Annotated in this window: 19 protein-coding genes; 7 read left to right on the top strand and 12 right to left on the bottom strand. The window is 61.7% G+C overall.

Features of this window, described 5'->3' with window-relative positions; translation table 11 throughout:
- Window positions 1-2 precede the first annotated feature (2 nt).
- From ATY75_RS10350 to ATY75_RS10335, 4 genes are read right to left on the bottom strand one after another with little or no spacing between them, the layout of a single operon-like run.
- On the bottom strand, window positions 3-431 hold the full coding sequence (locus tag ATY75_RS10350; protein ID WP_088937464.1) for a DUF1178 family protein: 429 nt from the start codon (window positions 429-431) through the stop codon (window positions 3-5).
- Entirely contained in the window at window positions 428-1,285 is an 858-nt protein-coding gene (locus ATY75_RS10345; protein WP_088937463.1) for a carbon-nitrogen hydrolase family protein, read from the bottom strand. Before ATY75_RS10345 ends, ATY75_RS10350 begins: the two co-directional genes overlap by 4 nt.
- 10 nt (window positions 1,286-1,295) lie before the next feature.
- Window positions 1,296-1,553 (bottom strand): glutaredoxin 3, encoded by a 258-nt coding sequence (gene grxC, locus ATY75_RS10340; protein ID WP_088937462.1) that lies wholly within the window; start codon window positions 1,551-1,553, stop codon window positions 1,296-1,298.
- 31 nt (window positions 1,554-1,584) lie between these two features.
- Window positions 1,585-2,361 (bottom strand): ComF family protein, encoded by a 777-nt coding sequence (locus ATY75_RS10335; RefSeq protein ID WP_088937461.1) that lies wholly within the window; start codon window positions 2,359-2,361, stop codon window positions 1,585-1,587.
- A gap of 77 nt (window positions 2,362-2,438) precedes the next feature.
- Here ATY75_RS10335 and ATY75_RS10330 point away from each other — a divergent pair, with 77 nt between their 5' ends.
- Window positions 2,439-3,323, top strand: coding sequence for a methyltransferase domain-containing protein (locus ATY75_RS10330; RefSeq protein WP_088937485.1), 885 nt, complete (start codon window positions 2,439-2,441; stop codon window positions 3,321-3,323).
- Window positions 3,324-3,524: 201 nt separating this feature from the next.
- Here ATY75_RS10330 and ATY75_RS10325 read toward each other — a convergent pair whose 3' ends face one another.
- From ATY75_RS10325 to ATY75_RS10315, 3 genes are all read right to left on the bottom strand, one after another.
- Window positions 3,525-3,692 carry a Flp family type IVb pilin gene (locus ATY75_RS10325; RefSeq protein WP_088937460.1) on the bottom strand — a complete coding sequence of 56 codons (168 nt, stop codon included), beginning with the start codon at window positions 3,690-3,692 and terminating at the stop codon, window positions 3,525-3,527.
- 67 nt (window positions 3,693-3,759) lie between these two features.
- Window positions 3,760-4,077 (bottom strand): hypothetical protein, encoded by a 318-nt coding sequence (locus ATY75_RS10320; protein WP_064840860.1) that lies wholly within the window; start codon window positions 4,075-4,077, stop codon window positions 3,760-3,762.
- A 200-nt stretch (window positions 4,078-4,277) separates the two neighbouring features.
- The gene (locus ATY75_RS10315) at window positions 4,278-5,159 is read right to left on the bottom strand and encodes a LysR family transcriptional regulator (RefSeq protein ID WP_088937459.1); all 882 of its coding nucleotides are present in this window, start codon (window positions 5,157-5,159) and stop codon (window positions 4,278-4,280) included.
- A gap of 94 nt (window positions 5,160-5,253) precedes the next feature.
- Between ATY75_RS10315 and ATY75_RS10310 the strand changes: the two genes are divergently transcribed.
- The 3 genes from ATY75_RS10310 (at window position 5,254) to ATY75_RS10295 (ending at window position 7,699) form a co-directional block, all read left to right on the top strand.
- The gene (locus tag ATY75_RS10310) at window positions 5,254-5,922 is read left to right on the top strand and encodes a DsbA family protein (RefSeq protein WP_088937458.1); all 669 of its coding nucleotides are present in this window, start codon (window positions 5,254-5,256) and stop codon (window positions 5,920-5,922) included.
- 28 nt (window positions 5,923-5,950) lie between these two features.
- Complete coding sequence (locus tag ATY75_RS10305) at window positions 5,951-6,559, top strand: NAD(P)-dependent oxidoreductase (RefSeq protein ID WP_088937457.1); 609 nt, start codon at window positions 5,951-5,953, stop codon at window positions 6,557-6,559.
- A 231-nt stretch (window positions 6,560-6,790) separates the two neighbouring features.
- Window positions 6,791-7,699: an MBL fold metallo-hydrolase gene (locus tag ATY75_RS10295; protein ID WP_088937456.1), complete on the top strand. Its 909-nt coding sequence runs from the start codon at window positions 6,791-6,793 to the stop codon at window positions 7,697-7,699.
- A gap of 127 nt (window positions 7,700-7,826) precedes the next feature.
- Here ATY75_RS10295 and mutT read toward each other — a convergent pair whose 3' ends face one another.
- The 4 genes from mutT to ATY75_RS10275 form a co-directional block, all read right to left on the bottom strand.
- Window positions 7,827-8,240 (bottom strand): 8-oxo-dGTP diphosphatase MutT, encoded by a 414-nt coding sequence (gene mutT, locus ATY75_RS10290; protein ID WP_088937455.1) that lies wholly within the window; start codon window positions 8,238-8,240, stop codon window positions 7,827-7,829.
- Window positions 8,237-9,043 (bottom strand): GNAT family N-acetyltransferase, encoded by an 807-nt coding sequence (locus tag ATY75_RS10285; protein WP_088937454.1) that lies wholly within the window; start codon window positions 9,041-9,043, stop codon window positions 8,237-8,239. Before ATY75_RS10285 ends, mutT begins: the two co-directional genes overlap by 4 nt.
- Window positions 9,024-10,265: a bifunctional glutamate N-acetyltransferase/amino-acid acetyltransferase ArgJ gene (gene argJ, locus ATY75_RS10280; protein WP_088937484.1), complete on the bottom strand. Its 1,242-nt coding sequence runs from the start codon at window positions 10,263-10,265 to the stop codon at window positions 9,024-9,026. The genes ATY75_RS10285 and argJ overlap by 20 nt, the downstream gene beginning before the upstream one ends.
- Window positions 10,266-10,484: 219 nt before the next feature.
- The gene (locus ATY75_RS10275; RefSeq protein WP_088937453.1) at window positions 10,485-11,366 is read right to left on the bottom strand and encodes a peptidylprolyl isomerase; all 882 of its coding nucleotides are present in this window, start codon (window positions 11,364-11,366) and stop codon (window positions 10,485-10,487) included.
- Window positions 11,367-11,611: 245 nt separating this feature from the next.
- On the opposite strand from ATY75_RS10275, the gene secA reads away from it, so the two are divergent.
- From secA to ATY75_RS10260, 3 genes are all read left to right on the top strand, one after another.
- Window positions 11,612-14,329: a preprotein translocase subunit SecA gene (gene secA / locus ATY75_RS10270; protein WP_088937452.1), complete on the top strand. Its 2,718-nt coding sequence runs from the start codon at window positions 11,612-11,614 to the stop codon at window positions 14,327-14,329.
- Window positions 14,330-14,507: 178 nt separating this feature from the next.
- Window positions 14,508-15,923, top strand: coding sequence for a lipopolysaccharide biosynthesis protein (locus ATY75_RS10265; protein ID WP_088937483.1), 1,416 nt, complete (start codon window positions 14,508-14,510; stop codon window positions 15,921-15,923).
- The gene (locus tag ATY75_RS10260; RefSeq protein ID WP_088937451.1) at window positions 15,924-17,204 is read left to right on the top strand and encodes a GNAT family N-acetyltransferase; all 1,281 of its coding nucleotides are present in this window, start codon (window positions 15,924-15,926) and stop codon (window positions 17,202-17,204) included.
- Here the strand turns inward: ATY75_RS10260 and ATY75_RS10255 are convergent.
- Window positions 17,201-18,832 (bottom strand): AMP-binding protein, encoded by a 1,632-nt coding sequence (locus ATY75_RS10255; RefSeq protein ID WP_088937450.1) that lies wholly within the window; start codon window positions 18,830-18,832, stop codon window positions 17,201-17,203. The genes ATY75_RS10260 and ATY75_RS10255 overlap by 4 nt on opposite strands.
- Between the last annotated feature and the right edge of the window lie 183 nt (window positions 18,833-19,015).

The raw sequence follows: 19,015 nt of genomic DNA, 5'->3' as shown, positions 1-19,015 counted from the left end.
GCTTAATTCACATCCTCGGGCAACACGGGAATGGCAGCAATCTCGATGCCCTCTTCGAGCAGCGCCTGCGCCTCGTCGGCCGTCGCCTGACCGATAATGCCGCGGGCATCCGCCTCGCCATAATGGATCTTGCGGGCTTCCTCGGGAAACTGCGTGCCGACATCCTCGGAATTGGCCTTGACCGCGGCGACCGCTTGCTTGAGCTTTTGCAGCGCCTCCTGGCGCATGGCGTCCATCGCCAGCGTCTGCCTCTCGTCCTTCTTGCGCGCCGTCGACACCGAGGGCGCCATCAAAAGCTTGGAAACGGCGGCGGAATGACAGACCGGGCAGGTCAGGAAACCGGTCGCCACCTGACGATCGAAATCGGCACTTTCGGAGAACCAGCCTTCGAATTCATGGGCATTGTCGCAAGTGAGGGAATAGCGGATCAAGCGGCGACGCCTCCGGCGACTGCCCCCGTAATCTTCTCGACCGAGAATTCCCGGCCGTTCCTGAGGTTCGGGATCTTGTCATGCGCGGCCTTGACCGCGGCGGGATCGATTTCGGCAACGATGACCGCCTCGCCGGTGGCGCCGGCCGATGCCAGCACCGTGCCCCAGGGATCGATGATCATCGAATGGCCGAAGGTCTCGCGCCCATCCTCGTGCCGGCCGGCCTGCGCGGCGGCGATGACGAAGACGCCGTTCTCGATCGCGCGCGCCCTGAGCAATATCTCCCAATGCGCCTCGCCGGTCTGCCTGGTGAAGGCGGCAGGAACCGTCATCACCTCGGCGCCGGCAACCGCCTGAGCGCGGAACAGCGCGGGAAACCGCACGTCGTAGCAGATGGCAAAGCCCATTTCGGCAAAAGGCAGCGACAGGACGCGCGCCTCCGAGCCGGCCGTATAGGCGGCACTTTCACGCCAACTCTCGCCATTGTCGAGGTCGACGTCGAACATATGGATCTTGTCGTAGCGGTTGAGAATCCTGCCGTCGGGACCGAACAGGAAACCGCGATTGGCAATCTTGCCATCGGCAAGCGCAATCGCCGTCGAGCCGACATGCATGTGGATGGCCAATTCCCCGGCAAGCTCGGAGCCGGTCCTGACGATGATGTCATGCGCCTCATCGGCAAGCACGGCGCGCGCCGCCGCACGATCACGCTGCAGCATGCCGGTCATCTCGGGCGTCTGTACATAGGTCGCGCCCTGGGCGGCGGCCTCGCGCACCAGCCGCGCCATGGCGGCGGCATTCTTCACCGGATCGACCCCGGAGCACATCTGGACGGCGGCGGCCTTGAAGCTCATCGGTTTGCCCTCAGGCCGCCAGCATCGGATCGAGCTTGCCGGCCCGATCGAGCGCGAAGAGATCGTCGCAGCCGCCGACATGATCGGCGCCGATGAAGATCTGCGGAAAGGTGGTACGGCCGTTCGACTTGACGATCATTTCCTGGCGAAGGTCCGGTGAATATGTCGCATCATGCTCGACGTAGTCGACGCCCTTTTCTTCGAGAAGGGACTTGGCGCGGGTGCAATAGCCGCAGAACTGCCGTGTATAGATGGTGACGGGTACCATAATCTCTCCAGACCGATGCCGGGTATTTCTGTCATATAGGCTCGGAGAGAGCCCTTGCAAAGGTCAAAACCGTTATCTCGGCGGCACCTGCCTTGCGCAGCGTCCGGCTTGCCGCGGCGACCGTCGCCCCTGTCGTATAGACATCGTCGACGAGGACGATGCGCTTGCCGAAAATGTCGTTTTCGCAACCCTTGGCAATCGCGAAAGCGCCCCTGACATTGTCCTCGCGCGCCTTCGCGCCAAGGCCGACCTGCTGGCTGGTGCGCTTGACGCGCACAAGCGTGGCGGCAAGCAGCGGCTTGCCCGAAAGCCTTGCCATATGGCGGGCGAGCTCGGCTGCCTGGTTGAATTTGCGCGCCAGCATGCGAGTACGGTGCAGCGGCACCGGGATCAGCGCATCGCAGCTTTCGACCGTCCCGTCGGAAGCGCGCAGCATCCAGGCAGCCATCATCGGCGCCAGATCGGTGCGATCGCGATATTTCAGCCCGTGAACGAGATCGCGAACCGCGTGATCATGGGTCGCAGCCGAGCGCAGTCGATCGAAGGGCGGCGGGTCGGCGATCGCCTCGGCGCTGAGTATGCCGGCGCCGAGATCGTGCGAGAAGGGAATGCCGAGCACTTCGCAATAGGGCCGTTCGATGAAACGGATGCCTGACCAGCACTTTGCGCAGAGCCCGCGATGACCGCCGGTGGAAATGCCGCAGACGGAACAGGTGGGCGGATAGAGAAAATCGGCAAGCGCCGAAAACGGCCGCAGGAGCTGCGCCCGCAAGAATTCTGCCGGTCTTTCGAAATGGATCGGTCCCATGCAAAGGAGATTAGCCTGTTCTCCTCCAAAGGAAAATCGCCTTGCTGCCGCTACGGCGCGGGACTAAGGACATCGTCATGGAAACGATCTTCGACAAGACCCTGATCGCCGCGCATCGCCATCGCGCGCTTGCCAACAACGACCCGAAAGCCGCCTTTCTGCTCGACATCGCCGCCGAGGAAATGGCCGAGAGGCTTGCCGTCGTCGAGCGGCACTTCGAAACAGCCGTCGAACTGCATGGCGCGACTGGGGTGGCCGCCCGCGCCGCATTGGCGACGGGCAAGGTCGGCACGATGATCCGCGTCGAGAGCGAAACGGCCTATGCGGGCCAGGGCGAAACCTTGATCGAGGCGCCGCTCGAGGACGTACCGCTCGAACCGCAATCGACCAATCTCATCCTTGCGCCACTCAGCCTGCATCTGACCAACGATACACCGGGTGTTTTCATTCAGATCCGCCGCGCTCTGAAGCCGGACGGCCTGTTCCTGGCTGCGATCCCCGGCGCCGGCACGCTGCAGGAATTGCGCGAGGTGCTGCTGGCCGCCGAGGTCGAGATGACCGGCGGCGCCAGCCCGCGCGTCATTCCCTTCGCCGATGTGCGCGATATCGGCAACCTGATGCAGCGCGCCGGCTTCACGCTGCCGGTGATCGACGCGGAAAACTACACGGTACGCTATGATTCGCTTTTTCCGTTGATGCGGGATCTCCGAGCCATGGGCATGAGCAATCCGCTTGCCGCCCGCGGGCGGGTGCCGCTGACGCGCGCCTTCTTCCTGCGCGCGGCAGAGATCTACGCCGAGCGCTATTCCGATCCCGACGGACGCATTCGCGCGACCTTTTCGATCATCTATGTCTCCGGGTGGGCTCCACACGAGAGCCAGCAGAAGCCGCTCAGACCGGGTTCGGCCAAGGCACGCCTCGCCGATGCGCTGAAGGTGGACGAGCACAAGCTCAGGCAATAGAACACGATGCCGAAAACTGTGAGCGGTTTTCGGACAACATCACGATGCAATTCTTTAAAGCATGTCGCACAAAACTGTGCAGCGGTTTTCCCAGGCAAAGCGCGAAGCGCTTTTGCCGCAACATGCGCAAAAACAAAGAGCTAGAGCGCGAGGAGCAAATCTGAAGGATCGCGACCCGCTTTGGTTGAACCGCCTGCCGCTTCAGTTAACGGTTATATTGTTGTCGATCACGTTGAAGACATTCTGCAGGGCGCCGGTGAAGAAGCCGAGACCGGAGACGAGCGCGGTGCAAATGATGGCGGCGATCAAGCCGTATTCGACCGCCGTCGCACCTTTATTATCTGCAAGAAATGCTTTCAAAAGACGCATTACCCCAACCCCTAGCGCAAACCGACAGCAAACGAGCATTCCACGGCCATCAGGCGATGGCCGGCATTCAGCAACCGGCGCCGACGCCGTAACCCTGGACGACGCAGACCGAGCCGGGTGTATCCTGGAGGACGCTGCGGCGGATCGTATAACGCTTGCCGCTTTCGTTCTTCGGGATCGATCCCGTCGTCATCGTATCGAATTCCGCCGGCGCGCTGGCAAAGACGCTCTTCTTCGAGGAATCCGCAAGCATCGGCGTCAGGATAAGCGTCAGGGCGACCACCGCCGTGCCGAACAGAAGGGCGATATTGAGCGCACCCGTCCTGCGCGAGGCAGACGAAACCCGTTCCTTTTCCCGGACAGCTTTCCAGAAATCATCGTCCATGACGTCAAGCCTTTTAATACACGCACGCCAGATGCTTGATTGAGGCCGATCTTTGGCAGAAGGTGTTAAACGATCCATTAATATCCACAGCCGAAAACACCGCGGCTTGATAATAATCAGGTAACGCTAATACATATCATCGGATGCAATGGTTCCCGTTGAAACGACCTATGTTCAAAATTGAGGGCATGAGGTTCGGGTTACTTGTCCCGCAGCCGCGTGGCCAGGAAATCGATGAGTGCCCGAGCGGCCATTGGAAGGTGCTTTCGGGACACATAAAGCGCATGGATGCCGAGCGTGGTCGGCTCCCAATCGGGCAAGACCACCACGAGCTTGTTCGCCTCAACTATAGGATCGGCAGCAAACCGCGGCAGCATTGCGATGCCGAGATCGGACAGCGCCGCGCACTTCAGGGCGAGAGCGTCATTGGTTTGGAAGCCTCCCAGCACCGGAATGACAACCTGTGCATCGTGATTTTTCAGAGTCCATTCTGTCCCTCCAAGGTGTGTGTAGGTGAGACACCTATGGGCATTCAGATCCTCTGGCCTGGTTGGTATTCCGTACGCCGTCAGATAACGCGGCGAAGCGTAGAGCCGCGATGGGCACTGTCCCAGCCGTTTTGCGATCAGCGACGGGTCCATGTGGTTGGCGATCCGAATCGCCACATCGATGCGGTCTTGCACGAGGTCGACGGTACGATCTGTAATCTGCAGATCGATCCTGATGCGCGGATAGAGGTCCGCAAAATTTGAAAGTAGCGGGATAAGCTGTACCTCCGCCAGGATGCTTGGCGCCGTCACCCGGAGCAGACCGTGAGGGGTATCGGCACGGCTTGCGACCTCCGTCACTGCGTCGGCGACACGCACTATTTCCCTGCATAATTCGAGAACGCGTTCTCCGGCAGACGTCAAGCTGAGCTGTCGCGTCGTTCGGTGAAGCAGTCGCGTCCCGGACCAGTCCTCCATAGAGGCGATATAGCGCGATGCCATCGCCCTGGACATGCCCAGTTCTTCAGCCGCGGCGGAGGCGCTACCTCGCTCGACTGTCTTGAGGAGAACTTGTGCCGCGACCACCCGATCCATTTATTCGCTCGATCCATGCAACATTCTGTGGCGCACATTGCTCTTTATCTTCGATTTTCGCAACATTACATTCGTCTCAACAAAAGGACGTGACATGAAAACCGACATTGAGCTTCAGTACTATTTCGACCCCTTCTGCGGCTGGTGCTATGCAAGCGCCCCCGCGCTGGCCGGTCTTGCCGAGAATTTCTTGGGTCAACTTAGGATGCTTCCCTCCGGCCTGTTCGTCGGCGGCAGGCCGATCTCCTCAATCGCCGACCATGCCTGGCGCAACGATCAGAGAATTCAGGCTCTCACGGGGCAGCGTTTCTCCGAAGAATACCTGCAGAACGTCCTACTGGCACCGAACGGCGTTTTCGACTCGGGACCTGCGACGCGTGCGCTCACCGCACTTGGGGAACATGATGCGCTGCTCGAGCCTCGTTTCCTGCACGCCATCCAAATCGCCCGCTATCTCAAGGGGCGCGACACTTCCAACCTTCAGGAGGTGGCGACGGTCGCCGTTCAGGTCGCTGCCGAGCATGACATCGAATTGACTGCCGAGACCTTCGCCGAGCGGCTGCGGAACGACTCCGCTCTTGGGGAGCGCACGCTGGAGCGGATAGAAGATACGCAGCGTCAGATGAACACCCTTGGCATTCGCGGAGTTCCGCAGCTCGTCGCCCGCATCAACGGCGAAGCCCACGTCCTTAGCAGCGAGGCCTTGTATCACGGTCCGGCCCATCTCGCCGCAGCGCTCGACGAGCTCTGTGCAGACGCATGAAACATCGATCCCAACGAGGAGTAATAGCATGAAAATCGCTCTTATCGGAGCTTCCGGCCAAGCCGGTTCCCGCATCCTGGCCGAATTGTCAGCGCGCGGCCATAGCGTCACCGCGATTGCCCGAGATTCCTCCAAGGTCGCCTCTTTCCCGAACGTCACCGCCGCCTCAGGCGACATCGAGGCACCTGAAGCTCTGGCAGGGATTCTGGAAGGGCATGATGCAGTCATCAGCTCGGTGCATTTCTCCGCCAGCGATCCGGACAAACTGCTTGGGGCAGTCAAGGCCTCCGGCGTTCGTCGCTACTACGTGGTGGGCGGGGCGGGCAGCCTCGAAGTCGCTCCGGGCGTCCTCCTCGTCAACGCGCCCGAGTTCCCGGCAATCTACAAATCTGAAGCGCAGGGCGGCGTCGACTATCTGAACAAGCTCAAGGCTGAAAACGACCTCGACTGGACCTTCTTGTCGCCTTCGGCCGCATTCGTCCCCGGCGAACGGACCGGCACCTTCCGTCTCGGCAAGGACGAACTCCTGACGAACGAAAACGGCAGCAGCATTTCCTTCGAAGACTTCGCCGTTGCCCTCGCTGACGAGATCGAAGCCCCGGCCCATGTCAGGCAGCGTTTCACCGTCGGCTACTAGAACAGGATGATTTTAGGCCGGGTCGGCCTAAAATCTGAATCCTGTTCTACATTAAAGAGTTAGAGCATGATGTCGTCCGAAAACCGCTTACACTTTTCGGCGTCATGCTCTAATCCGATCCTCCAAATCTGATCCCACGCAGCGTGGCCGGCATCCCCACGGTGTCGGCTGCCGCCGGCCCCTTCGCCTTCAGGGCAGGATCGGCTCACCCCACAACCAAGTGAATAAAAAATGATCAACAGACGCACCACCCTCAAGGCGATCGCCGTAACAGCTGCTGTCCTGCTTCCCCTTGCCACATCAGGCGCCGCGCAGCAGGAGAAGTCTGCCCTGTCATGGACGGCGTTCAAAGCCGGCGAAGCGGGTTTCCTGCGCGCTCCGGTCCTTGTAACCGGCAAGACGGAAGCCGTGCTCATTGACTCGAGCTTCAGTTTTTCGGACGGCAAGGCCGTCGCCGATGCCATCAAGGCCACCGGCAAGCACCTGACGACCATATATATCACCACCAACGATCCCGACTACTACTTCGGCCTCGCACCCGTCCATCAGGCCTTTCCGGATGCTCGAATCCTCGCTGCTCCCGACACAGTTGCGCTGATGCGGAACAATGCCGAAGGCAAGATCAAGGCTTGGTCGCCTGTTCTGGGCGACAACGGTCCGAAGTTGGTCTCCGATATCATTTTCCCGGAAGCGAGCGACATCGACACGCTTTCCGTCGATGGCGAGAAGCTGGAAATCGTCACCGCGCCGGGTGTCAAGGATCGCGGCCGCTACATCTGGGTTCCGTCGCTCAATGCCGTGTTCGGCGGCGTGGCGGTCTTCGGCGGCATGTATCCCTGGGTAGCCGATCTTCCCACCGTCGAGGAACGAAAGGCTTGGCGCGCGGCACTTGACGGCATTCTCGCCCGCAAACCCAAGATCGTCGTACCGGGTCACGGCACCGCCACGTGGCCGACGGATGTTTCCAGCGTCAGCTTCACCCGCGATTACCTGATCGCATTTGACGCCGAGGCAGCCAGGGCCGCGGACTCCAAGGCATTGATCGCAGCCATGAAGAAACTCTACCCCGACGCTGCTATGCCGATTTCCCTGGAATTGGGTGCGAAAGTCGCCAAGGGCGAAATGACCTGGGGTCAGTAAGAAGAACGACGATACTCGCGGCTATCCAGGCCGCGAGTTTTGTCGCCTCGGCGCGCACGTCGCGGAAATTTCTTTGGTCAGCAACGCTTTGCTTCTCTCGAGACACGCTTCGCCACGATTCAGCCTGTCAAAGTAGATCTTGTAGCATCGGGATCAACGGCTCGTCAGCCGGCGGCATCGGGTAGTCGCGCAGCGCCTGCGAGCGCACCCATTTCAATGCCTGGCCCTCTTGGCCCTGCGGAATGCCTTCATAACGCCGGCAGATATAGAGCGGCATCAAAAGGTGGAAGGTTTCGTAGGAATGGCTGGCGAAGGTCAGCGGTGCCAGGCAGGCGATCTTGGTCTTGATGCCGAGCTCTTCCTCAAGCTCGCGCACCAGCGTTTCCTCCGGCGTCTCGCCGGGTTCGACCTTGCCGCCGGGAAACTCCCACAATCCGGCAAGCGACTTTCCCTCGGGGCGCTGTGCCAGGAGGATACGCCCATCGGCATCGATCAGCGCGCAGGCGGCGACCAGCAATATCTTCCGGCCTGCCTCGCTCATCGCGGCTCCTGCTGCCAATAGCAATAATGATAGGCGCCGCGAAAACCGAGTCGTTCATAGAGTGCGATGGCCGGACGGTTGGACAGCTTCACCTGCAGCCAGGCCGAACGGGCGCTGCGCATGCGCGCCCAGCGCAGCGCTGAAGTCAGAATCTCGGTGCCGAGCCCCTCGCGCCGCCGCGTCTCGGAGACTGAAAGCGACATGATGCCGGCAAGATCGTTGTCCTGGACGCAGAGCACGGTCGCCAGCGGCCCGTCCGCCGCATTCTCGATCATGAACAGGCCGGACGGCGGTTTGATCGCCGAAATGATTTCGGCAAGCGCCGGCTTCAAGCTGAGTGGCGCCCGCTCGACGGCGAGATTGGCGTCGACGAAACGGCCGACATCGTGGGTCGGCAGGTGATCGAGCGTATCCGGCAGCTCGGCCTCGGCCAGGTCGCAGGTCATCACCACCGTCTCGTCGAATTGCTTCCAGTTCTGCGCACGGAGAAGATCGATCAGTACCGGCGAGGCAAGCGGCGTCTGGCGGACCACGGCGGTGCGGCCATAGGCTTCGAATTTCCGGCTTGCCTTTTCCAGGCGTATTTCGACGTCGCGATAATCCGAGGGATCGAGCGGCACGATCGAATTCAGGCGGTTGGACGGGTGGCCGGCCGTCAGCCGCACCTGCCAGCTGCCGTCATATTGGACGGATGCCGCCGGCCAGGCACGAAAGCCGACGGCCTCCAGCCTGCGCACCAGCGGCAGATTCTGTGAAGAGATGGATGTCTGCACCAATGAACGATCAGCTCCGATAGTCGCCATTGATCGCAACATATTCCTTGGTGAGGTCGCAGGTCCAGACGGTTGCCGTGCCGGTGCCGAGACCGATCTCGACTTTGACGGGGATATCCTGCGCTTTCATGACGTTCGTGGCCGCGGCCTCGGAATAATCCGGGTCACGCTCGCCATTGACGGCGACCCTGACATCGCCGAACCAGATGGCGAGCCGGTCGCGGTCGGCCATCTCGCCGGATTTGCCGACGGCCATGACGATGCGGCCCCAATTGGCGTCTTCGCCGGCGGCCGCCGTCTTGACCAGTGGCGAATTGGCGATCGATAGCCCGATGCGCTTGGCGGCGGCATCGCTCTCGGCGCCCGTCACGGTGATTTCGAGCATCTTGGTGGCGCCCTCGCCGTCGCGCACCACCTGCAGCGACAGATCCTTCAGCACCGCGTTGAGCGCGGCGCGGAACGCGGTAAGGCGCGGGTCGTCGGCGCGTTCGATCCGGGCCTGGCCGTCCTCGGCCGCAGCTCCCGTCGCGAACAGCATCAGCGTATCGGATGTGGAGGTGTCGCTGTCGACGGTCATGGAATTGAAGGTCGGCCCGACGCCATCCGACAGCAGCGCCTGCAGCGCGGCGGGCGCAATATCGGCATCGGTGACGACGAAGGACAGCATCGTCGCCATATCGGGCGCGATCATGCCGGCACCCTTGGCAATGCCGTTGATCGTCACGGCAACGCCGCCGATCTCGGCGCTGCGGGTCGAAACCTTGGGATAGGTGTCGGTCGTCATGATCGCCTTGGCGGCCTCGAACCAGAAGTCGCCGGTGGCTTCGGTCTGCATCCGGTCGAGCACGCCGGCGAATTTGGTGGCGTCGAGCGGCTCGCCGATGACGCCGGTCGAGGCCAGGTAGACCTCGTTTTCGCCGCAGCCGACAGCTGATGCTGCCGACTTCGCCGTCAGCTCGGTCGCCTGGCGGCCCTTCAGGCCGGTGAAGGCATTGGCATTGCCTGAGTTGACGACAACCGCCCGCGCAGTGCCATGCGGCAGATTGGCCCGGCAGAAATCGACCGGCGCCGACGGGCACTTCGAGCGGGTGAAGACGCCCGCGACGGCCGCCGGCTTGTCGAAGACCATCAGCAGCACATCGGTTCGGTTCTTGTACTTGATGCCGGCGGAAGCCGTTGCCATGCGCACGCCGCGCAGCGGCGGCATCGAGACGAAGGATTTCGGGGCGAGCGGAGAGATGGAACCGGACATGATGAAACCTGCCAATGGGCATTTCCAGGCGAAATCGGCAGCGGTTCGCCGTCCGGAAATGCGACAACAACAACGATATTACAGCGCCGCGCGTCTTTTCAGACGCGCAAAGGACGCTGTAACACTTTAAAATTGCTGCATAATTTTGCCCTTAAATCGATTCCGATTTAAGGAATTATGCAGTAAAGGGCCCGGAAAAACCGGGCCCTAATGCGACTATTACTGCTTCGGCGCCGGCGCGACGGGCTCACTGCCCGGTTCCGGCTGCTTGTTGGCCTGTTCGTAACCCTTGCGCAGCGTCTCGTCGCTGATTTCGATCTTGGCAGAGGCCTTTGCCTTGTTCAGAAGCTCAAGATACTTGTCGCGCATGACGAGCTGACGAACCTGATCCTGCACCTGCTCGAAGGGCGGCGGCGGGGCGTCGCGCTTATCCTCGACCTTGATGACGTGAAAGCCGAAATCGGTTTTAACAGGAGTCTTGGAATAGGTGCCCTTTTCAAGCGCGAAGGCCGCGTCCTCGAATTCCTTGACCATGCGGCCGCGCGAGAAATAGCCGAGGTCGCCGCCTTCGGACTTGTTCGGGTCGGTGGACTTTTCCTTGGCGAGTTCGGCGAAATCCTTGCCGGCGTCGAGCTGCTTGATGATGTCCTTGGCTTCGTCCTCGGTCTTGACGAGGATATGGCGGGCGTGGACTTCCTCCTGCTTCGGCAGCGCGGCGACTTCCTTGTCGTAGCGAGCCTTGACTTCTTCAGGCGTCACGATGTCGACGACATGCTTCTTGAAGTAGGCGTTGTGCAGCTCGCGGTCGGTGAGATACTGCATGCGCTTCTTGAATTCGTCGGTCTGATCGAGCTTCTCGGCCGCAGCGTCGGCGGCAAGGAGCTTCACGTCGATGGCGGCGGAAAGGGCTGCGACCTTCTTCTGATCGTCGGGAAGCTGCGCCAGCTGCGGGTCGAGATTGGCGACGGCAAGGTCGAGTTCCGACTGGTGAATCTCCAGATTGCCGACCTTGGCGATGACGGCGTCATCGGCATAGGCCGGGGCCTGGAGCGCAACAAAAGTTGCAAACGCCAGAACGGCAAGTTTGTTGGTGCTCAACATGAAATACCCTTCACAGTTACATCGCCGCTTTCAGCATCGCCTGAATCGGCTCAAAATAGCCATCAACACCGGATTGTGGCCTTTCTGTATCCGCCAAATCCGTTGACATCATTCGACCCCCCTCTTATCTGTCACGCAACCTCGCGTCCAGAACAGTTTCCGGGCGTTTTAGCCGCGCGCCTGATTTTCGGCTGGGCCGCGAACAACAAACGCCGGGGATGAATATTTGAGAAAGGACCAGTCATATGGTCAGCTTTGGCGGTCTAGCCCGCAAGTTATTTGGGTCCTCCAATGACCGCCGCGTGCGGTCTTTCCAGCCGAACGTCGCTGCCATCAACTCTATCGAAGAGAAGACCAAGGCCCTGACGGACGAGCAGCTGGCGGCAAAGACCGTCGAGTTTCGCGCTCTGCTCGCCGAGGGCAAGACGCTCGACGACATCCTGATCCCGGCCTTCGCGGTCGTGCGCGAAGCCTCGCGCCGCGTTCTCGGCCTGCGGCCTTTTGACGTACAGCTGGTCGGCGGCATGATCCTGCATTCGAATGCGATTGCCGAGATGAAGACCGGCGAAGGCAAGACCCTCGTCGCGACCCTGCCGGTCTACCTGAACGCGCTTTCCGGCAAGGGCGTGCACGTCGTCACCGTCAACGATTACCTCGCCCAGCGCGATGCCGCGACCATGGGTCGCGTCTACGGCTTCCTCGGCATGACCACCGGCGTCATCGTCCACGGCCTGTCGGACGAGGAACGCCACGCGGCCTATGCCTGCGACATCACCTACGCCACCAACAACGAACTCGGCTTCGATTATCTGCGCGATAACATGAAATACGAGAAGAACCAGATGGTCCAGCGCGGCCACAACTTCGCGATCGTCGACGAAGTGGACTCGATCCTCGTCGACGAGGCGCGCACGCCGCTGATCATCTCCGGTCCGCTCGACGACCGCTCCGAACTCTACAATACGATCGACGCCTTCATTCCGCTACTCGTCCCCAGCGATTACGAGATCGACGAGAAGCAGCGCTCGGCCAACTTCTCCGAAGAGGGCACCGAGAAGCTGGAAAATCTGCTCCGCCAGGCCGGCCTCTTGAAGGGCAACGCGCTCTACGACATCGAGAACGTCGCGATCGTCCACCACGTCAACAACGCGCTGAAGGCCCACAAGCTCTTCCAGCGCGACAAGGACTATATCGTCCGCAACGACGAAGTCGTCATCATCGACGAGTTCACCGGCCGCATGATGCCGGGCCGGCGTTATTCGGAAGGCCAGCACCAGGCGCTCGAAGCCAAGGAAAAGGTGCAGATCCAGCCGGAAAACCAGACGCTGGCATCGATCACCTTCCAGAATTATTTCCGCATGTACGCCAAGCTCGCCGGCATGACCGGCACGGCACAGACGGAAGCGGAAGAATTTGCCAACATCTACAATCTCGATGTCATCGAGGTCCCGACCAACCTGCCGATCAAGCGCCTCGACGAGGACGACGAGGTTTACCGGACCTTCGACGAGAAGTTCAAGGCGATCATCGAGGAAATCCTCGACGCCCATAAACGCGGCCAGCCGGTGCTGGTCGGCACCACCTCGATCGAGAAATCGGAGCTGCTCGCCGAGCGCCTGCGCAAGCAGGGCTTCGACGACTTCCAGGTGCTGAACGCCCGCTATCACGAGCAGGAAGCCTATATCGTCGCCCAGGCCGGTGTGCCGGGTGCCATCACCATCGCCACCAATATGGCCGGCCGCGGTACCGACATCCAGCTCGGCGGCAACCTCGACATGCGCATCGAGCGCGAACTCGGCGACGTCGAAGCCGGTCCGGAGCGGGAAGCCCGGATCCAGGCGATCGTCGAGGAGATCAAGGAGCTCAAGCAGAAGGCGCTTGCCGCCGGTGGCCTCTACGTCATCGCCACCGAACGCCATGAAAGCCGCCGCATCGACAACCAGCTGCGCGGTCGCTCCGGCCGTCAGGGCGACCCCGGCCGCTCGAAATTCTATCTCTCGCTTCAGGACGACCTGATGCGCATCTTCGGCTCCGACCGCATGGACAGCATGCTGACCAAGCTCGGCCTCAAGGAGGGCGAGGCGATCGTCCATCCCTGGATCAACAAGGCTCTGGAGCGCGCCCAGAAGAAGGTCGAAGCCCGCAACTTCGATATCCGCAAGAACCTCCTGAAGTATGACGACGTTCTCAACGATCAGCGCAAGGTGATCTTCGAGCAGCGCCTCGAACTGATGGAATCGACCAATATTTCCGAAACCGTGTCCGATATGCGCCGTGAGGTGATCGAGGACATGGTCGACAAGCATATCCCCGAGCGCGCCTATGCCGAACAATGGGATGCCGTCGGCCTGAAGACCGGTGCCTTGAACATCCTCAATCTCGACCTGCCGATCGAGGACTGGGTGAAGGAAGAAGGCATCGGCGAAGACGATATCCGCGAGCGCCTGACGCAAGCCACCAACGCCGCCTTCACCGAAAAGGCCGAGCGTTTCGGCGACGACATCATGCATTATGTCGAACGCTCGATCGTCATGCAGACCCTCGACCATCTCTGGCGCGAGCACATCGTCAATCTCGACCATCTGCGCTCCGTCATCGGCTTCCGCGGCTATGCTCAGCGCGATCCGCTGCAGGAATACAAGTCGGAAGCCTTCGAGCTGTTCACCGGCCTCCTCAACAATCTGCGTGAGGCCGTCACCGCCCAGCTGATGCGCGTCGAACTCGTGCAGCAGGCGCCGGCCGAACCGGAGCCGCCGCTGATGCAGGCCCATCACCTCGATCCGACCACCGGCGAGGACGATTTCGCCCCGGCGATCTACCAGGCATCGGAAGTCATCGTTTCGCCGGAAAATCGCAATCCGGATGACCCGGCCACCTGGGGCAAAATCGGTCGCAACGAGATCTGCCCCTGCGGTTCCGGCAAGAAATACAAGCATTGCCACGGCGCCTTCGAGCAGGTCTGAGGCAAGCCGCAAAGATCGTGAAAATGCCGCCTTCGGGCGGCATTTTCTTTTCCGCGACCGCGCTGGAAAACCGCAATTTCAACGTCGGTGACAAGCCCGATGCGGAACCGTTTCTTAACCCTGTTCTGTCAAGACTTCGGGACGATTTGCCTGACCTTCAGAGTTTTGCGTGTTCATCATGGCGGTCATAGAAACAGCGGAAAAGATGCTGCCCGCGGGTCTGCGCCCGATCGGCGGCCGTGCGCTGCGCATGCTTGCGGCCGTGCTCACCGAACGTGGTGAGAAGGCGGCCGCTCAGCGCATGGCACTGACGGCCTTTTCGATCCGCATCCTCAGTGCAGCCCTCGCCTTCATCTCCCAGATCGCGCTTGCCCGGCTGATGGGCGAATATGAATACGGCATCTTCGTTTTCGTCTGGGTGCTGGTCGTCGTCTTCGGCGATCTTTCATGCCTTGGGTTCCACACGGCGATCATCCGCTTTCTGCCGCAATACCGGGCAGCCGGCGCCTTCGAGGAAATCCGCGGCCTCACCGGCACGGCGCGCATCTTCGCGCTGCTTTCCGGCACGGCGGTGCTCGCCGCCGGCATGCTCGGGCTGCATTTCTTCGGCCACATGATCCAGGTCTATTATCTCGTCCCGCTCTTCCTCGGCCTGCTCGCCATGCCGATGATCGCGCTCGGCGACATTCTGGAAGGCACGTCGCGGGCAAACCACTGGCCGGTCATGGCGCTTGGCCCGGTCTATATCGTCCGGCCGATCCTGATCATCCTCTTCATGCTGATCGCCATCGCCATCGGCGCCGAGCATACGGCCGTCACCGCGATGCAGGCAGCGCTCGCCGCGACCTTCGTCACCGCGCTCGGCCAGTATGCCGCAACGCTCTATCGCCTTCGCCGGCATTATGACAAAGGGCCGCACAAGGTCGATTTCCTCGCCTGGATCAGCGTCGCCTTTCCGATTTTCCTGATAGAGGGCGTCAGCTTCCTGCTCACCAATTCCGATGTCGTCGTCGTCGGCATCTTCCTCGAGCCGCACGACGTCGCCATCTACTTCGCCGCTGCCAAGACGATGGCGCTGGTGCATTTCATCAATTTCTCTGTCAAGGCCGCCTCCGGCCCGCGCTTTTCCTCGATCATCGCCGAAGGCGACCATGCGCAGCTGGCGGCGGCCGCCATCGACGCCGCCCGCTGGACCTTCTGGCCCGCACTCGGCGTCGGCCTTGTCGTGCTTGCCGCCGGCCATCTTCTGCTGTCGCTTTTCGGCGGCGCTTTTACATCGGGTTATGCGATCATGGCGATCCTGCTCGCCGGCATCCTCGCCAAATCGCTGGTCGGCCCGGCCGAAACGCTGCTGATGATGGCCGGCAAGCAGAACCTCTGCGTCGGGCTCTACGCCGGTGCGCTGGCGGCCAATGTCGGCCTCAACCTTGCTTTGATCCCGCATTACGGCATCGAGGGCACCGCGATCGCCACGGCTTCAGCCATGGCGGTCGAGGCGATCCTGCTGCATCTTGCCGTGCGCCACACGCTCGGCATCGTCCTTTTTGCCTTCGCCAGCCCCTCCGCGGCAACGCCAGAAATGAGAGTTCGATAAATGGTGCGTATTCCTCCCGTGACCGAAAGCACCGACAGCATAGCCAACCGCATGGTGCATGATCTCGCCGCGCTGCATTTCGAAGCGCCCCGGGCCGAGGCGCGCGCCGAGATCGGCCGGCCGGGGCGTGAACTCTGCGTCTATCCCGGCAAGCTCGGCTATGACCTTCAGGAAGAACTCGACTTCCTCTCCAACCGGGCGATGGAGCCGAACGTCTTCTTCTCCGGCCGCTTCCTCGCGCCGGCCATGCCGCGGCTCGAAGACCGGCAGGTGAACTTCGCCCTGATCCGCGACCACAATGCCGGCCGCAGCCGCATGCGCTTTCTGATGCCGTTTTCGGTCGACAAGCCGGGTTTTGCCGTAGGCCCGTCGATCATCCGCGGCTGGTCGAACAGCTTCGGCCCGCTCGGCACGCCGCTCGTCGACAGCGAGGATGCCGCCGAGACCCTCGACAATCTCTTCGAGGGCCTGACCGCGCGCGACCTCAATCTGCCCGGCATCGTGGTCCTGCCGGATCTGAGGCTGAACGGTATCTTCGTGCGCATGGTCAAGGCGGTGGCGCTCAGCCGCAACCTCCCCGTCACCGTCACCAATCCCTATTTGCGCCCAATGCTGCAGAGCGACGAAGAGGCGCCGGCCTATCTCGGCCGCACCATCTCTTCCTCGCACATGCGCGAAATGCGCCGCCAGTGGCGTCTGCTGGAGGAAAAGGGAACGACGGTTTATGCCGTCGCCCGCCAGCCCCGCGAAATCCACATCCGCTTCGAGGAATTCCTGGCGATGGAAGCCGGCGGCTGGAAGGGCAAGCGGCGCAGCGCCCTCGTCACCGATCGCTATCATACCGCCTTCGCCCGCGAGGCGGTGTCCAACCTTGCCGCCGTCGATGCCGTGCGGATCCACACGATCGACCTCAACGGCAAGGCGATCGCCGCCATCGTCGTGCTGATGATGGGTGGCGAGGCCTATACCTGGAAGACCGCCTATGACGAGAACTATGCGCGCTTTTCGCCGGGCAAGCTGCTGATGAGCGAACTCACCGAATGGCATCTCGATGACGCCAATATCGTCCGCTCCGATTCCTGCGCCGTCTCGGACCATCCGATCATGAGCCGCTTTTGGCAGGAGCGCGAGGAGATGGGAACGCTGGTGATCGGCCTGACGCAGAACAGCGACCGCGATATGCGCCAAGTCTCAGCCCAGCTCCATATGTACCGCAGCACCCGCAATATGGCGAAGATGCTGCGCGAGAAGATCATGTCGCTCGCCGGCCGGAGCGGCTAACTTTCTGCCGCCGCCTTCTCCCGCAGCAGTCGGCGGATCACCTTGCCGGTGGTTGTCAGCGGCAGTGACTCGATGAATTCCACCTCGCGCGGATATTCGTGCATCGAAAGCCGCGTCTTCACCCATTCCCGGATGTCGGCGGCCAGCGCCTCGCTTGGCTGATGGCCTGGCGACAGCACGATATAGGCCTTGACGATCTCGGTGCGCACTGCATCGGGTTTGCCGACGGCGGCGGCAAGCTGCACGGCGGGGTGACCGATCAGGCAATCCTCGATTTCGGCCGGGCCGATGCGGTATCCCGACGAGGTGATGACGTCGTCGTCGCGGCCTTCGAAAGTGACGTAGCCATCGGCATCCTGGCGGCCGATATCGCCGGTGAGCAGCCAGCCCTTGGCGAATTTTCGCGCCGTCGCCGCCGCATCGTCCCAGTAGCCGAGGAACATGACGGGATCGGGACTGGCGATGGCGATCTGCCCCGGTTCGCCGACTGGTAATTCGTCACCGGCTTCACTGACGATCGCAACGCGATGCCCCGGCACCGCCCGACCGATAGCGCCTGCCTTGGTCACGCCATGGGCAGCACTCGACGAAAGCACGAAATTGCACTCCGTCTGGCCGTAAAATTCGTTGACGGTGATGCCGAGCGCGCGCTGTGCCCATTCATAAGTCTCGCGGCCGAGCGCCTCGCCGGCCGAGCCGATGGTGCGCAGCACCAGATCGTATTTCGAGCGCGGATCGCCAACCGATCGCATCAGCCTCAATGCCGTCGGCGGAATGAAAGCGTTGCGCACCTTCATCTCCGCCATGATGCGGTAGGCCATGTCGGCATCGAATTTCTGCGCCGGCGACGAAACGACGGGAACGCCGAGCAGAAGAGCCGGCAGCAGCGCGTTGAGCAGACCGCCCGCCCAGGCCCAGTCGGACGGCGTCCAGACCTTGTCGCCCGCTTTCGGAAAACCCTCATGGGCAAACTGCATGCCGGGAACATGGCCAGGCAGGACACGGTGGCCATGCAGCGCACCCTTCGGCGGCCCCGTCGTTCCCGAGGTGAAGATCATCAACGCCGGATCGTCCGGACCGGTCTCGGCGACCTCGAAGACCGGGGCATGGCCGTCCACCAGTTCGCCGAAGCCAGCCGCATCTGCACTCGGCCCGTCGATGCTGACGATATGTTTCAGCATCGGCAGGCGCTCGCGGATCCGGCGGATGCGTTCGAGACCGAAGCCGTTGGTGACGACGGCAACCACACCTGCCGCCTTCAGCCGGTATTCCAACGCCTCGACGCCGAAGAGCAGCGCCAGCGGCAGCGCGATCGCGCCGGTCTTGTAGATCGCCACATGCGCGATCACCGTCTCGAAGGATTGCGGCAAGAGCAGTGCAACCCGATCGCCGCGTCTTATACCGAGCGACACCAGCGCATTTGCAAAGGCCGAGGAGCGGTCGGCGAGCGCGCGATAGGTCAGGCTGCGGTGATCGCCGTCCGGGCTGAAATGTTCGAGGCAGACCTGTCCCGGCGCCCTCGCCGCCCAGTCGTCGCTGACGGCGCGGCCGATATTGAAATCCTCGGGAATCCGCCACGAGAAATCGCGATAGAGATCGTCGTAACGATTGTGGGACGGCAGTAGCATAGTCGAAGTCCAATGAAATGCTGCACCAGCTAACACCTTGTGCTGCAATTGCGCAAGCGACCGGTCCGGAAGGCGATGACAGACCCGGTTTCAAAACCCATCACGCATTGTTGTGCGCATGGCAGAACCAATGCTTCGCCGGACGCCCTGCGACTTTGCCGGTTTCCGCGCTAGATCATGGAA

The sequence above is a fragment of the Rhizobium sp. N122 genome (assembly GCF_002211295.1).
Lineage (GTDB): Bacteria > Pseudomonadota > Alphaproteobacteria > Rhizobiales > Rhizobiaceae > Rhizobium.
This window is presented reverse-complemented; position numbering and strand designations above follow the sequence as displayed.

Excerpts from the sequence above, each read along its gene's own strand:
- ATY75_RS10345 (WP_088937463.1), bottom strand. The coding sequence starts at position 1,285 with ATGAGCTTCAAGGCCGCCGCCGTCCAGATGTGCTCCGGGGTCGATCCG.
- grxC (WP_088937462.1), bottom strand. The coding sequence starts at position 1,553 with ATGGTACCCGTCACCATCTATACACGGCAGTTCTGCGGCTATTGCACC.
- ATY75_RS10335 (WP_088937461.1), bottom strand. The coding sequence starts at position 2,361 with ATGGGACCGATCCATTTCGAAAGACCGGCAGAATTCTTGCGGGCGCAG.
- ATY75_RS10330 (WP_088937485.1), top strand. The coding sequence starts at position 2,439 with ATGGAAACGATCTTCGACAAGACCCTGATCGCCGCGCATCGCCATCGC.
- ATY75_RS10325 (WP_088937460.1), bottom strand. The coding sequence starts at position 3,692 with ATGCGTCTTTTGAAAGCATTTCTTGCAGATAATAAAGGTGCGACGGCG.
- ATY75_RS10320 (WP_064840860.1), bottom strand. The coding sequence starts at position 4,077 with ATGGACGATGATTTCTGGAAAGCTGTCCGGGAAAAGGAACGGGTTTCG.
- ATY75_RS10315 (WP_088937459.1), bottom strand. The coding sequence starts at position 5,159 with ATGGATCGGGTGGTCGCGGCACAAGTTCTCCTCAAGACAGTCGAGCGA.
- ATY75_RS10310 (WP_088937458.1), top strand. The coding sequence starts at position 5,254 with ATGAAAACCGACATTGAGCTTCAGTACTATTTCGACCCCTTCTGCGGC.
- ATY75_RS10305 (WP_088937457.1), top strand. The coding sequence starts at position 5,951 with ATGAAAATCGCTCTTATCGGAGCTTCCGGCCAAGCCGGTTCCCGCATC.
- ATY75_RS10295 (WP_088937456.1), top strand. The coding sequence starts at position 6,791 with ATGATCAACAGACGCACCACCCTCAAGGCGATCGCCGTAACAGCTGCT.
- mutT (WP_088937455.1), bottom strand. The coding sequence starts at position 8,240 with ATGAGCGAGGCAGGCCGGAAGATATTGCTGGTCGCCGCCTGCGCGCTG.
- ATY75_RS10285 (WP_088937454.1), bottom strand. The coding sequence starts at position 9,043 with ATGGCGACTATCGGAGCTGATCGTTCATTGGTGCAGACATCCATCTCT.
- argJ (WP_088937484.1), bottom strand. The coding sequence starts at position 10,265 with ATGTCCGGTTCCATCTCTCCGCTCGCCCCGAAATCCTTCGTCTCGATG.
- ATY75_RS10275 (WP_088937453.1), bottom strand. The coding sequence starts at position 11,366 with ATGTTGAGCACCAACAAACTTGCCGTTCTGGCGTTTGCAACTTTTGTT.
- secA (WP_088937452.1), top strand. The coding sequence starts at position 11,612 with ATGGTCAGCTTTGGCGGTCTAGCCCGCAAGTTATTTGGGTCCTCCAAT.
- ATY75_RS10265 (WP_088937483.1), top strand. The coding sequence starts at position 14,508 with ATGGCGGTCATAGAAACAGCGGAAAAGATGCTGCCCGCGGGTCTGCGC.
- ATY75_RS10260 (WP_088937451.1), top strand. The coding sequence starts at position 15,924 with ATGGTGCGTATTCCTCCCGTGACCGAAAGCACCGACAGCATAGCCAAC.
- ATY75_RS10255 (WP_088937450.1), bottom strand. The coding sequence starts at position 18,832 with ATGCTACTGCCGTCCCACAATCGTTACGACGATCTCTATCGCGATTTC.